At 69.4% G+C, this 13,372-nt stretch carries 14 protein-coding genes; 6 read left to right on the top strand and 8 right to left on the bottom strand.

The genetic code is table 11. The annotated features are described in order from the left end of the window. On the top strand, window positions 1-645 hold the full coding sequence (locus WME97_RS11680; protein ID WP_437551978.1) for a hypothetical protein: 645 nt from the start codon (window positions 1-3) through the stop codon (window positions 643-645). A 10-nt stretch (window positions 646-655) separates the two neighbouring features. Here the strand turns inward: WME97_RS11680 and WME97_RS11675 are convergent, their stop codons facing one another. After that, window positions 656-1,156 carry a hypothetical protein gene (locus tag WME97_RS11675; RefSeq protein ID WP_437551977.1) on the bottom strand — a complete coding sequence of 167 codons (501 nt, stop codon included), beginning with the start codon at window positions 1,154-1,156 and terminating at the stop codon, window positions 656-658. Between the two features lie 371 nt (window positions 1,157-1,527). Further along, complete coding sequence (locus tag WME97_RS11670; protein ID WP_437551976.1) at window positions 1,528-2,052, bottom strand: hypothetical protein; 525 nt, start codon at window positions 2,050-2,052, stop codon at window positions 1,528-1,530. Between the two features lie 858 nt (window positions 2,053-2,910). Here WME97_RS11670 and WME97_RS11665 point away from each other — a divergent pair. Beyond that, window positions 2,911-4,035 (top strand): hypothetical protein, encoded by a 1,125-nt coding sequence (locus tag WME97_RS11665; protein ID WP_437551975.1) that lies wholly within the window; start codon window positions 2,911-2,913, stop codon window positions 4,033-4,035. 197 nt (window positions 4,036-4,232) lie between these two features. Here WME97_RS11665 and WME97_RS11660 read toward each other — a convergent pair whose 3' ends face one another. Beyond that, window positions 4,233-4,931, bottom strand: coding sequence for an alpha/beta hydrolase family protein (locus tag WME97_RS11660; protein WP_437551974.1), 699 nt, complete (start codon window positions 4,929-4,931; stop codon window positions 4,233-4,235). A gap of 84 nt (window positions 4,932-5,015) precedes the next feature. Between WME97_RS11660 and WME97_RS11655 the strand changes: the two genes are divergently transcribed. Both WME97_RS11655 and WME97_RS11650 read left to right on the top strand, forming a co-directional pair. Beyond that, window positions 5,016-5,336, top strand: a complete 321-nt coding sequence (locus WME97_RS11655; RefSeq protein WP_437551973.1) for a hypothetical protein — start codon at window positions 5,016-5,018, stop codon at window positions 5,334-5,336. Window positions 5,337-5,714: 378 nt separating this feature from the next. Next, window positions 5,715-7,061 (top strand): endo-1,4-beta-xylanase, encoded by a 1,347-nt coding sequence (locus tag WME97_RS11650; RefSeq protein WP_437551972.1) that lies wholly within the window; start codon window positions 5,715-5,717, stop codon window positions 7,059-7,061. A gap of 155 nt (window positions 7,062-7,216) precedes the next feature. On the opposite strand, the gene WME97_RS11645 is transcribed toward WME97_RS11650, so the two are convergent. Continuing rightward, the gene (locus tag WME97_RS11645) at window positions 7,217-7,747 is read right to left on the bottom strand and encodes a YkgB family protein (RefSeq protein ID WP_437551971.1); all 531 of its coding nucleotides are present in this window, start codon (window positions 7,745-7,747) and stop codon (window positions 7,217-7,219) included. Window positions 7,748-7,873: 126 nt separating this feature from the next. Here WME97_RS11645 and WME97_RS11640 point away from each other — a divergent pair, with 126 nt between their 5' ends. After that, entirely contained in the window at window positions 7,874-8,515 is a 642-nt protein-coding gene (locus WME97_RS11640; protein WP_437551970.1) for a sigma-70 family RNA polymerase sigma factor, read from the top strand. Then, the gene (locus WME97_RS11635; protein WP_437551969.1) at window positions 8,512-8,745 is read left to right on the top strand and encodes a hypothetical protein; all 234 of its coding nucleotides are present in this window, start codon (window positions 8,512-8,514) and stop codon (window positions 8,743-8,745) included. The genes WME97_RS11640 and WME97_RS11635 overlap by 4 nt, the downstream gene beginning before the upstream one ends. Before the next feature lie 153 nt (window positions 8,746-8,898). Here WME97_RS11635 and WME97_RS11630 read toward each other — a convergent pair whose 3' ends face one another. The 4 genes from WME97_RS11630 to WME97_RS11615 all read right to left on the bottom strand — a co-directional run bounded on the left by WME97_RS11630 (window position 8,899) and on the right by WME97_RS11615 (window position 13,355). Further along, window positions 8,899-10,056 carry a hypothetical protein gene (locus WME97_RS11630; protein WP_437551968.1) on the bottom strand — a complete coding sequence of 386 codons (1,158 nt, stop codon included), beginning with the start codon at window positions 10,054-10,056 and terminating at the stop codon, window positions 8,899-8,901. Window positions 10,057-10,214: 158 nt separating this feature from the next. Further along, window positions 10,215-11,456: a FecR domain-containing protein gene (locus WME97_RS11625; RefSeq protein WP_437551967.1), complete on the bottom strand. Its 1,242-nt coding sequence runs from the start codon at window positions 11,454-11,456 to the stop codon at window positions 10,215-10,217. Continuing rightward, complete coding sequence (locus WME97_RS11620; protein ID WP_437551966.1) at window positions 11,453-12,145, bottom strand: RNA polymerase sigma factor; 693 nt, start codon at window positions 12,143-12,145, stop codon at window positions 11,453-11,455. Before WME97_RS11620 ends, WME97_RS11625 begins: the two co-directional genes overlap by 4 nt. Window positions 12,146-12,233: 88 nt before the next feature. After that, a complete protein-coding gene (locus WME97_RS11615; RefSeq protein WP_437551965.1) occupies window positions 12,234-13,355 on the bottom strand; it encodes a hypothetical protein in 1,122 nt (373 codons plus the stop codon). Between the last annotated feature and the right edge of the window lie 17 nt (window positions 13,356-13,372).

The raw sequence follows: 13,372 nt of genomic DNA, 5'->3' as shown, positions 1-13,372 counted from the left end.
ATGAGCGAACGCCCCGAGAGCGCTGGCCTCATGGTTCGTCTCCTTATCGCGGTGGCCGTGCTCGGCCTCGTCTTTGGCGGTGGCGTGCTGGTCGGCTGGGCGACGCGGAAGCCCAGACCTCCGGCCATGGACAAGAGCGCGGCGTCCATCCCTGATGCGGAGGTGAAGCGAGAGTTCGGCGCGTGCCGGCGAGAGTTGAGAGCGCGCGCGAAACCGACAGCCATCCCGCCGGCCACGGCGGCGTCTCCTCCGGGAGAAACGGACGACGCCGGATTGGAGCAAGCAGCCAAGGTCGAGGCACTACAAAAAGAGGTAAAAGAGTGCAGAGTACGAGAGACCTTGGCCAATGCCTACGTTTGCGGCGCGATCGGCGACCACCTGAACTTCCTGTTCGTCTTGACATACAGCGCGTCATGCGTGGACGAGGGCGGAGTTGGCGAGCTCATGGTGAACAGCTTCGAGAAGTGCGCCGAATTCACAGATACTCCAGCACACCTGAGCGAAGACGATCTAACGCAAGAAGAGAAGTTTAGCATCTACGAATCAAAACTTAACCGCGAAGTCAGGACGAGGAACAGCTTGATCCGGGACGTGCAAGAGATGCACCGCAGGTGCCGCAAACGATTCGGGCTGCCCGATGAATGAACGGACGTGTTCATAACGTCATCTCCCAGGCCGTCTGGGTGGGTGGGGCGGCTTCGACGGGTGAACGGACCAAGTCGAAGGAAGGCCGGTGCGTTTGCGTGTCGCGCGCGTGGTCGTCCAGCTTGTCGAGCGCGAAGGTCAAGGCGCCCCAGAGCCGCCACCGGACGGGCGCCGGACCACCAGAAAACTCGATGGGTGAGCGGAGCTCTAATCCGATCGCGACTTTATGATTCCATATCGCCAAATCGCTGCCCCGGACCGAAAGAGAGGGAACGGCGTTCACGACAGCATTCTTGCCGCCGACCATAATCCCCAAGTTCGCTTGCGCGTGCTTGTCATGAAGAGCATAGAGCCGCACACCTCCGAGATACGCGATCGACAGGGGAACGTCTGAGGACTGCGGCATGATGGCCGCCGACGCCGCCCCCGTGAGCTGGATCAGCGGCAGCGAGGTTCCCCAGAAATTTACATGGCCCGCGGTGGCGGGCGCGCCGGTGATGACACCGTTCACGGGTTCGTTCGGCCTCTGCGAGCCCTGCCCCTTGGCGGCCATTTGTAGAAGCCACCCGCCGCGCCGGTTGTCGATGAGAGGTACCCCCACGCTGATGCTCGCTTCGCCGACCCCGAGAGGGAACACGCGCATCCTGCTGGCGCAAGGAGAGTATCGTATCTGCCTGTACGAAAAGCGTGTCGTGGCGAAGAGCGGAATTCCCGCCACGCGTTCTCTCAGCTGGACCTGCCCACCGCCCCAGAACCCGTTGAAGGGCTCGGGGGCCGTGCAGGGGCCCTCGTGGGCGAAGACCTTCGAGGGTCGGACGGAGGCGGAGGCTACGAGAATGGCGATCGCGAGGATGCGCGCAGGCATGACCATCATTATCCCCCTCACTCCTCGGGGATGAGCTCCACATCCTCCAGGGGGTGAGCCGCTGGCTGCCCCCTCGGCGGGCAGACCACGAAGCTCAGCCCCGCATACACGGGCTGTCCATCGGACCCGAACTCTTTGATGACGTCGGGGGGTTCAACGATCGCACAGAACCCCGATTCGAAGAAGGTAAAATCCTCAGTGCACCAATTCTGGGGCTCCAACATCAGAACAACATACTCCGAATAGGCAGCATTTCTTGTCCGAACTTCGTCGCACTGAGGGCCATACCAACCTCTTCCGTGGAGGAGCGGCCTCGTAGTGTAATCCCACCCCTGGCAGCATTCGAACAAGCACTCCACGGGGATGCAGTGCTGATCGAACCAGTTCCTGACGATGGGCTGAGCTCTCTGCGGATCATCGCCAAACGTGCAGCCCGCAACGGCGTGCGCCGCGGCAAAAGCGGCGATGACCATGGATGCCGGTCGAACCGCCGTCCGGGTGACGCAGGCAGTCACCCAGTTCCTCAATTCATGGAGCCACATGAGAAAATCTCCTCGAGGGGACGACACTTTGGACCTTGGCGTACGTCGCGAAGGACCTTTCAACGCATCCGGCGAGCGCCGGCCCCCCAGAAAGGCCCCTCCCAGACATAAACGACTGGCTCGGTCGAGGCAACGTTTGCGGCAGGTCTCGTCGAGCTCCGCAGTGACATTGCTGTCGAAACCGAGGCACGTTTCGGGACGAGCTCGCGCCGTCACGCGCCGCCGCGTCCGCCGCCACGCTCTCGGCAGCGCCGCCCTACTCGCAGCCTGTGAAGCGCAGACGGGGGTCGTGCATCACAGCCGCTCGTCTCAAGAATTTCGCCAAGATGGAATCCTGCATTGCGCATTCCGGTGTATCCGGCCGCCCGTTCCGACCTGACCCGGCCACCGCCTTGTCGACCCCCTCCAGATCGAAGTTCAACTCTCCGGCAAGGAGTCGACACCCTCCGGGGAGAGCTTCAATCCTCCCGGCAGACCCGGCGCGTCGACGTCTGACGCTGTGTGCCAAACGCAAGCCCTGCGAGAGCTCACGAAACCGCGTAGCACGCTTCCGGCGCCCGCACTCCCGACCGTTCCCCTAGCACCGCTTTCTTTCGCCCACACCACACGCACCCGCAGCCACACGTGCGCATAGCTGCGCCAAAGACACCGCGAGGGTCGATCACCCCGCTCGTAGCTCGTATCGTTGCTCGCGCCTGTCCGGCCGGTTGAGCATGGGGCGACGCTCACGCCGGAGCTGTCGCGCAGGGAGCTCGCGCGGCTGGAGCAGGAAATCAAGCAGCCTGTAGCGCTTCGGGTGGAGAGCCTCCCCCATTTTGGCTCTCCGGCCAGGCGCGGGGAGTGGTAGTCTCATCGATCATGACAAGACTTCATTTCGCGACGCGTTGCTGCGCTGTGCTCGCAGCGCTCTGGCTGCCCGTCATCGCCTGTTCATCGGGCGGCAACGGCAACACCACGGGGAATGGCGCGGTCGCCCAGGGCGGCGGCGGCGCCGGCAGCGTCAGCAGCGTCAGCAGCACCAGCACCGGCGACGATATCGGCGGCGAGATCGGGCTGACGAGCACGGGGCCGGGCGGCGACCCGCCGCCCGACGCCGGTCACCAGACGACCTGCGACGACGCGGGCAACTGCACCTGCATCAACATCGCGTCGATCGGCCGCGAAGGCGTCTGGGGCCCGTGCAGCAGCGACAGCACCACGGCGCTCCAGGATTGGCTCAACACGCAGAGCACGGCCCAGGTCGACAACTACAACCGGGAGAAGCCCACGCTCACGGCGGAGTTTCTCGCCAAGTACGACGTGATCCTCCTCCAGTGGATGGTGACGAAGGGCGCCCAGAACGACGACGGGGAGCCGTGGCAGTTCTCGCCGGACGAGGTGAACGCGCTCAAGGACTGGGTCAACAACGGCGGCGGCCTCATCGCGCTGAGCGGTTATCAGTGCAATGGACAGGGATGCACCATCCACGACATCACGGCGACCAACCAGCTCCTCTCGTTCACCGACATCCAGTTCAATGCCGACGGTCTGATCGACCCTGCGCAGAGCGGCTGCGCGAACTGCAACTGCTGGGGCGGCTCGCTGCCGCTCGGAGGCGATCTCCCCGTAGCCGTGGGCACCTGGAACCAGGACACGCCGCTCGGCAGGAACATCCAGAGCGTGGGCGCCTACATCGCGCGCTCGATCAAATCGACGACCGCGACCGTCGACAGCACCGACGGCAGGAACAATTTCGCGGTGCACGAGGAGATCGGCAAGGGCCATGTCGTCGCGTTCGGCGACGAGTGGGTGACCTACTCGGGCCAGTGGCGCGGGACGGCCGCGTGCCTCAATCCGCAGATGTACACGGACCCGAACAGCCCCTGCTACGAGAGATCCGCGGCGCAGGTCTTCCAGATCTCGCAGTTCTGGTACAACGCGATCAAGTACGCGGCGTCGTCGGTCGAGTGCTTCACGATCGAGGACCCGGCGATCATCAATTGACGCCGCGCCGCGAGCGCGACGACGGCGGCTCATCGAGCGCGCCGCTCGTCGCGGACGGCCCGATCCCACGGCGTGGAGCGTCCTCTTGAGCCCATGGCGCGGCCGCCATAGGCGTTCACCACGCTTCTGGCCGCGTTCTCCTGCATCCGAACGTTTACGTGGTCGTGGCCGGCGCGCCGTGCGGCGGGCCCTCGCCGTCACGGCGCCTTCGGGCGCGCGGCGAGGACCCGCGCCTTCAGCCAACCGTCGATCGCCAGGTCGATCTCCTCGAGCACGCTCTCCCTGGTCCGCCCCGCGGACTTGAGGAGATCGAGCGAGTGGTCGCCGCCCTCGATCACGTGCAGGCTGGCCCGCTGCCCGAGGCGCTTCAGGACGGGCCGGAGGAGCGCGAGATCACACAGCGGGTCGCGCGTGCCCTGAAGGAACAGGAGCGGCGCGGCGATCGCGGGCAGGTGCGCGTCCCGGAGCGGGGAGCGCTTGCCCGCGGGGTGGAGCGGATAGCCGAGGAACAGCAGCCCGTCCGCGCGGACGCCGCGGGCCGCGAGGAGCGACGCGATCCGCCCGCCCATCGATTTGCCGCCGATCACGAGGCGCTCCGGCCCGTCCTCGAGCACCCTCTCGATCGCCGCCTCGAACGCCTTCTCGAGGAGCGGCTGCCGATCGGGCGCCTTCCGGCCGAGCTCCTTGTAGACGAAATTGAAGCGGAGCACGGTGTGCCCGCGCGCCAGAAGCCGCCCGGCGACGTCGACGACGAGCGGCGCGTTCATGTCGTTGCCGGCGCCATGGCCAAGGACGACGGCCACGCCGGAGCGCTTCGCCCGCGTCCTCGGGACGTGGATCACGCCCGAGACAGGGCTGCTATCGACGATCGGGATCGAGATGGATCGCTCGGCCATGAGGCCCATCCATGCCATGGACCGGCGCCGCTCGTCGAGGTGCACGCCGGTCGGACGCCGTGCCCCGCTGGGACAGCCCGCGGCGTGAGCGTCGCCGCGGACATGGTCTCACCGCCGGACAAGTGGATCTTCAATGGAGACGCCTCCTGGGATGCCGACAGGCTGTCTGGCGTGCTCACCGACGCCAGACACGAACAGGCTGGCACCATCATCTACCGGCGTCCCCTCGCCGCCGACGCCTTCACCGCGACGTTCGAGTTCCGCCTTGGCGACGGCGACGGGATGGGGTTCATGCTCCAGACGACAGGAGAGACGGCCGTGGGCGAGCCCGGCACGGGAGACGCCACCGCGCGCCAGGAGACCCGGAATGTGAAGATCACTTTCCCCTCTCCCCGCTGCCTCTGAACGCCGGCGCCAAAGGACGTTTCGTCGCGCGATCGTCGAGGTATGCGGCGACCTCCTGCTCGTTCCGGGGAGCAGGTGCGCCCCAGCAGCAGGTGCACCCCAGGAGCACGGCGAGCCGCGTGTAGGGCGCCCCACCGACTCGGTCTCGGGCGCACATTATCCCCATGTCAAAATTCTCAAACGGCCCTGGAATTCCCTTCCGGAGCCCCTTATCCTTCGGGTCCGCCTCGTGAAGCTGTATGCTTGGGAGACAGCGGCCGATATACTGCCGGTTCGGCACCACCTCGGGTGCCGCCCGCGCGCGACGTGGCCCCGCGGATGATCAAGGCACCAGGTCGCGTGAGTTAGTAAATACATTTTACTTTGGAGCATGCGAGCATGAGATCAGCACCCTTTACACTTCTCCTCTCGGCAATCCTGTGTGCGGCCGGCTGCTCGGACGGCGGTGACGGCGATGGAGGGGAGACGACCGGCAGCGGCGGCGCGACGGGCGGCACCACCAGCGGCGGCACGACGAGCGGCACCCCCAGCGGCGCGACGACCGGCAGCGGCGACACGACGAGCGCCAGCAGCGGCGCGACGACCGGCAGCGGCGACACGACGAGCGCCAGCAACGGCGCGACGAGCGGCACCGGCGGCGGCGCGACCACCGGCGGCGGCGCCGGCGGCGAGGGCACGGGCGGCAGCGATGGTACGGGCGGCGGCGCCAGCGCCAGAGTCCCCGCGGCGAGCGCCAGCACGCTGAGGGAGGCCGGTGAGAAGGCGAACCCTCCGCTGCTGATCGGAGCGGCCATCTCCGGCGGTGGTCTCGGTAACAACGACTACAAGCGCGTCGCTGCCGCCGAGCACAACTACGTGACGGCGGAGAACGAGATGAAGTGGGACGCGCTCGAGCCCAGCTCGGGGAATTTCAGCTGGGGCAACGCGGACACCATCGTGAACTGGGCGCGCCAGAACAACATGAAGGTCAAGGGCCACACCCTGGTGTGGCACAGCCAGCTGCCTGGCTGGATGAGCTCGATGACCGGGAAGGCCAACGTCGAGGCGGCCATGCGCAGGCACATCACCCAGGTCATGGGGCACTTCAAGGACCGGCTCGACCACTGGGACGTCGTCAACGAGGCCGTCCAGACCGACAGCGACACCGGGGTCGGCAATCCCCGCATGAGGCCCACGGTGTTCTACAACCAGATCGGGGCGGACTACATCGACCTCGCCTTCCGGATCGCGAGAGAGCAGGATCCGAAGGCCAAGCTCTATTACAACGATTACAGCATCGACGCGCGCAACGACAAGGTCGAGTTCGTCTACAACATGATCAAGGGCATGGTCGATCGGGGGGTCCCGATCGATGGCGTCGGGTTCCAGATGCACATCGGTCCGCCGAACAACGAGGCCACTGGCGCGGATGTGGCGGCGAACTTCAAGCGCTTCACCGACCTGGGCCTGGAGGTGCTGATCTCCGAGATGGACATCAACCGCTGCGGCGGCGTGGTCACGGCGGACGAGCAGCTCACGTACTACCACGACATTGTCGCGGCCTGCTTCAAGGAGCCCAAGTGCACCGCCATCACCTTCTGGGGGATCAACGACGGCAGGTCGTGGCTCAACAGCTGGAGCGGGGCGCTGTGCAACGGGCAAAGCTCGCAGTCGCTGCTCTTCAACGACCAGTACGGGAAGAAGGAGACCTACAACAGGGTGATGAACGCCCTGCTGGGCAAGTAGCGTCGTCCGCGAGCGCGGCGGCCACGGCGCCGGGGGCCACCAGGTCACATTGTCAGAGAAAAATTGAACAGGGAGACGGGGAGATTGATGGGATTTTACTCCCCGTCTCCCCGCCTCGCTGTGAATCTCCCCGAACAACTCGGGGGGATCGAGCCCTACGCCTCGCGACCTGCAGCGCGCAGCGCCTCCCCGAGGGACCAGACCGAGATCGCCAGCAAGGCCACGTCCTTGATCAGGAACTGACCGAGCGCGCCGATCGCGGGGAACCCGCCGAGCTCATCCGCCCACACCCCGGGCGTCGTGATCAGGAAGCTCAGCGTGCTCAGGAACGTGAGCACACCAAGCAGGCTGCCGGCGGCCGCGATCCGGGCGAACCACGGCCGGGACAGGATCGCGAGCCCGATCGCGATCTCCGTGACGCCGAGCAGGTTGGACATCCCCTGGACACCCAGCACAGGATACGTCCACGAGAACAGCGGGCTGTTCTCGATGAACGGGCGGATCGCCTGCGCCTCGATCCCCGTGAACTTCATGCCCCCGATCCACAGCAGCGTGAGCGCCAGACCCGCGCGGAGCAGGCGGCCGCCGACGGCCTCGATCCGGACGCCCCACTCGGCTAGGCTGGGCTCGGTGCGGTTCGTAACCTGGATGTTGGCGAGCTGGACGGTACGATCGGTGGTCGACATGGTGGCCTCTCCCTCGTGGATTCGGTCGCTCGGGGCTGCCTCGTCGGCGGCCCCGTCTCCGTCCCTGAGACGCCACGGGGGATCCGGCTCTTACCTCCGGAGGGAGAACCTTCTCGAGGCGGCCGGATGAACGAGCGGGAGAACGAGGAGTGGTTGCGGCTCCTCCGCGAACCTGGCGCGCAGGCGAGCGCCGCCATCGCCGATCTGCGACACGTCGTGCGGGGAGGCTTGCAGCGGGCGCTCGCCGGACGCGCCAGCGTAGGGGACGCCCAGATCGACGACCTGACCCAGGACGCCACGCTGAAGGTGCTCGGCGCGCTCGATTCCTTCCGCGGCGCCAGCCGCTTCACCACGTGGGCGATCACCATCTCGATCCGCGTGGCGCTCACCGAGCTGCGGCGAGCCCGCTGGAAGGACGTGTCGCTGGATCAGCTCACCGAGAGCACGGGCGAGCCGAGCGCTGTCGCGACGCCCGACGCGAACGCCCATGTGGCCAGGGAACGGATGATCGCCGCCCTGTACCAGGTGCTCGATACCGAGCTGACCGAGCGGCAGCGCCGGGCGTTGATCGCCGAGCTCAAGGGCATGCCCCAGGCCGAGGTCGCCGCGCAGCTCGGAATGAACCGGAATGCCCTGTACAAATTGACCCACGACGCTCGCCGCAAGCTGCGACAAGGCCTCGCCGCAGGCGGCTTCAGCGAGGACGACGTGAGAGAAGCGTTCGAACTCCCCTCCCAGGGAGGGATGCCCCCGAGAGGAGCGCCATGAAGCGCCTGTCCCAGGACGAGATCCGCGATCTGGCCACGGCCGTCCTCGCGACGAAGCCCGACGAGCTGACCTGCGACGAATGGCTGGAACACGCGCCGCGGTACGCCGAGCTCGTCGCGGAGGGCGCGCCGGTGCCGGAGGCGCTGCGCGAGGCCGCGCAGCACCTCGACCTGTGCCCCGAGTGCGCCGAGGAGCTGCGCGCTTGCCTGCTCGCGCTGGCCGCGCGCTGAGCGTCGAGCGTCTCACGCCTCCCCGTCACGCCAGGAGCCCGAGCCTCTCGCGCTGCGGGCCCCTGCCGCGGCTGGATGCGAGGACCATGACCTCGCTCGTCAGCACCTCCCTGGCGCCGGCGCGCCGGCGCGCCGGAGCCAGGGATCACCGGCTCACTGCGGGATCACGATCTGCTGGCACACCCCGCTAGCGCACACGTCGCTGTCCGAGCAGCAGTCCGTGCTGGTCGTGCACGCCTCACCCGACTCCTTGCATTCCCCGCCTCCACCCGGATCCTCACCTGCATCGCTGCCCCCGCCGCCGCCGGCGGGCGGGTCGTCGCCCTCACACGTCGGCGTGGGGCACGGCCCCGGCGTCACGGTGACCGTGTCCGACGGGTACTTGCTCGGAGAGGCATGCACATAGCTGATGGTCGCGTCGCCGAAGCCCGCCGCGCCGAACGCCGAGGCGCTCACCCACACGTCGTAGACAACGCGGTAATCCCAGTTCGGCGTCTCCGAATTGGGGGTGAAGTTCTCGTCCGTCTCCGGGGAGTCTTCGAGGTACGCGCCGTACCCGCACGCGTTGAGATCGCGGTCGAGCGAGGTGGTCGCCGCGACGACGGCGCCGGCGTCTCCGAGGAGCATCTTGCCCTCTCCGCCGAGCACGCCGAGCGACGCATAACCGGAGGGGCTCGCCTCGTCGACCGAGATGTAGTCGACGTAGAAGTCGAGCACGAGCTCTCCCTTCCCGTTCGTCAGCTGGAACTGGGCCTTGTCGCTGCCCACGAGATCCTTGAACGTGTGGCCCCCGTGCCCCTTCGGCTTCGGCGCGTCACCGGGCTTCGGGCCGCCGGGCTGCGGGCCGCCAGGCTGCGCGCCGCCGGGCTCCTCGCCGCCGCCCCACCCGATGGCCGTCTCGCCATACGTGTTGTCGACGAACGCGGGGTTGAGCGTCAGCCGCACGTGCACGAGCTCCTCGCTCTCGGCGATCTCGACGACCCGCTCGACGAAGGCCATCGGGGTCGTCGGGTCGTTGTTCGTGTAATAACAGTCGACCTGCGCGGTCCCGTCCACGGGGACGCCCCGCGCGCTCGCGCCGCACGACAGCGGATCGAGGTCCGCGGTGATGGAATCGCCGGCGCCCGACATGCCGGATCCCGGGAAGCTCGGCGCCGGCGCGCTGCCCTCGCCGTCCGACGGGACGCAGTCTTCCCCGGAGACGATGCGGCCGTCAGCATCTCCTGTGCCCGATAGGGAACAGCCCACGCCGAAGGCCGCGAGCGACAACAGCCCACCACAGAACCACCCTGTCAACGCGAATGAACGCATCGGGATCCTCCCAATTGGAAAGCAAGCACGACCTGGAGCGCAGCCGGCGAACCCGATCGCCGGCGCGATGATCTCCTCGATGAAGTGAAGGTCGCCGGAGGCGCCGGGAGCAGGCAGGGCTCGTCAAAAAAAATCGAGACGGCCCCGCGCGCGGGCGCTCAGGGGCGAGCGCCGCCGGGGCGGGAGGAGGACGTGGCCTCCTCGCGCCCGAAGCCCTGCGGGTAGTCCTTGAGGTACCGGCGCGCCTCGGCCGCCGTCCGGTCCTTGTCGCCGAGCATCTCGATCGCGCGCAGGCGCTCCACGCGGGCGATCTCGGCGAGCGGCGAGTCCGGGTAGCGGCCGAGGAGGAGATCGAGCCGCTCGATCGCCCGCCTCGGCTGCCCGCGCCGCCGCGCCGCCATCGCGCCCTGGAGCAGCTCGTTCTCGGCCGTGAGCGAGGCGCGCGACGGGGCCTGGCGCGCGTCGCGCGGCGCGCGCGGCTCCCCCGCGCCGCCCTCGCCTGCCCCGTCGCCCCTGCCGCCCTCGCCGGCGGCGCTGTCCTGTCCGGGGTCGCGAGGCGGCGCCGGCGCGTCGCCCGGGCGTCCCTCGGCGGCCCGGTCCGACCGGCGCTCCTCGTCGCGGGACGACCACGTGTCGCCTGGGCTCAGGAAGCGCTCGACCTCGCCGCGGTGCACGGCGACCCGCCCTTCCACGACCGACACGCGCGTCTCGGCCGGCTCTCCCGCGGTATCGGGCCGCCGCTCGACGGAGAAGCGCGTCCCGTGCACCGTGACCACGGCGTCCGACGTGCGCACCGACAGGCTCGTGCCTGCCGGCAGCGGCGGCACGTCGACGGCGATCCTGCCCTGCTCGAGGGCGACGACGTCACCTGCGCGGTCGCGCCCGGCGCCCACCGGCGCGAACCTCACGCGCGTCGAGGGCCCGACCTCGACGGTGGCGCCGGTCGCGAGCGACGCCTTCGCCCGCGCGCCCTCGCCGGTCCGGAGCTCCTCGTCGCTCGCGAGCGGCACGAGGGCGAGCGACGGCGGCGAGCGGGTCGCGCCCCCGGCCGCGATCTCGACCGAGCCCTGGAGCGCCGTCACCTGCGCCGCGGCGGGCGGGGCGTCGCGCGGCCGGACGACGACGAAGACGCCGGCGGCCGCCGCGGTCAGGGCGGCCGCCAGCGCCGCCGCGCCCAGGGCGGCCCGCTTCCGCCGGGCGGCGCGGGCGCGCTGCTCCGCCGCGTCGGCGACGAGCTGGTCGATGCGGCCGGCGATCCGCTGCTGGAGGTACCTCGCCTGGATCCTGGGCAGCGGCGGCACCGGCTGCTCTACCAGCGCCCGCAGCGAGGCCTCCACGCCGTCCACGCCAGCCGCCGCGGCGCGATCCTCCGGGGTGGTGTCAACGTCGTCCTGCTTCATCGTGGCTCCTCGGGTCCAGCGGGGTCGCGTCGCGCCGCCGCCTCGGGTTCAAAGCGCGCCTGGAGCTCCCGCCGCCCCCGCGACAGCCGCGACTGGGCCGCGGCCACGGAAACACCGGTCAAGTCAGCGATTTCCTTGAGAGAATAGCCCATGGCGTGGAGCAGCAGCGCGGTCGCGCGGTCGCCGTCCATCGCCGCGAGGTGCCGGCGCAGGGCCTCGAGATCGCGCTGCGCGCTCACCTCGCGCTCGGGATCGGCGCCCTGCGCGGGCGGCTCGGGTCCGGCGCCAGGCTCCGGCGACCCCGGCGTGCGATCGATGACCTTCCGCTCGCGCCGGCGGGCGCGCAGCGCGCTCAGCCCGACGTGGCAGGCGATGACGGACGCCCAGCCCGCCAGGCTGCACTCCCCCGCGAACCGCTGTTTGGTAAGTGTGCTCACGATCTGCTCGAACGCGCCCTGCACGAGGTCGGCGTGGTCCTGCTCGCGGCAACCCAGGATCCGGTACAGGGTCCGGTCGACGGCCGGCAGCAGGTGCTCGTAGAGCCGCAGGCCGATCCCTCGTTCACCCCGCTGGAAGGCGAGCAGGATCTCCTCGTCGCTGGCGGGCGCGGGCGCGGGCTGGCCCCCGGCGCCCTGGCTGGAGACGAGCCTGAGCCGGCGGCTGGCGGGGTGGGGCTCGGCGGTTCCCATGCTCAATGACAGTAGCCGGTCCGCCCGAAAGCAGGCTGAACGGCGGAGGATCTTCCTCGCTCCCGCCGCCGAGGCGCTGCGGCCAGCGTCAGAAGCCCCCTCTCGCGCCGAGGACTGCCCCCGCCGGCCCTGCCTCCAGCACCCCTGCGCTGACCCACCTCCGGCGCCCGCTGGACGCCGCGCCGGTGTGCTTCGGCTCGGTCAAGTACAGCACCGCCGCCGTCCCGAGCCCGGCCAGCCCCACCCCGAAGGCGACGGTGCTGACCTGGGCCATCGTGATCGCGCTGTTCCCGGCGTCGACCCCTGTCGCGTCGCAGTCGCCCGGGTCCCTGAACCCGATTTTGCTGCCACAGTGCTCGGCGATCACACCTTTCTCGCCGAACACGAGCGCGCCCATGACGCCGCCGAGCACGAGCCCCGCCGCCCCGAGCCCGCCCGCCACGTAGACGGCCGTCCGGTGGGCTGCCGGGGCCGCCGGCGCGTCCGGCCCGACCGGGGCAGGCGCCGGCGCGATCCTGGCCGTGGCAGACGCCGGCGCGGCTCGGGGCGCGGCCGGCGGCGGAGCGGCCGGCGGCGGCGCGGGGGCTCCGGGAGCCGGCGTTCCCTTCAGCTCCAGCGTCAGCTCCCTTGTCTCGCCCTCGGCGATCTTGATGCGTTGTTCCCGGGCGGGCCCTCCCGGGGCCTCGATCGACAGCACATGCTCTCCCGGGTCCACGGGCAAGGGGATGCCGAGCGCGGCCTCGCCAAGCACGAGGCCGTCGCGCCTCACCACGGTCCCGGCCGGTGCTCCCGGCGGCAGCGAGAGCGCGAGCCGCGGGACGCGCGGCGACAGCTGGTCGCGGCGCCGTCTCGCGAGCTTCGGCCGCTCGCCCTGACGGGCCCCCTGCGCGGGCGTCATCCGCTCGAACAGCGCGAGGTACTCCCCGAAGCGCGTCACCGCGGTGGCGATGCGGCCCCAGTCGGCCTCGCACGCCGCCAGCGTGAAGAGCGTGCCTGGCTGAGGATCGAGGCGCTCGCTCTCGGCGAGGGCACCGCAGCCCGCCTCGTAGCGGCCTGCCTGCATGTCGGCCAGCCCTCGATTGAAGAGCTCCTCGGCGGCCGCGATGTCCCGCGCCGCTGCGGAGATGTCCTGCGCCGTCGCGGGAACAGAGAGGGAGAGCAGGCCGACGGCGGCGAGGAGATGCGTGGAGCGGCGGAACCAACGGGGCATGCTCTGGCACTCGGCAG

This window comes from Sorangium sp. So ce367, from assembly GCF_051520455.1.
Lineage (GTDB): Bacteria > Myxococcota_A > Polyangia > Polyangiales > Polyangiaceae > Sorangium > Sorangium cellulosum_B.
The sequence above is the reverse complement of the archived record's forward strand: the minus strand, read 5'-3'. Positions and strand labels throughout refer to the sequence as shown.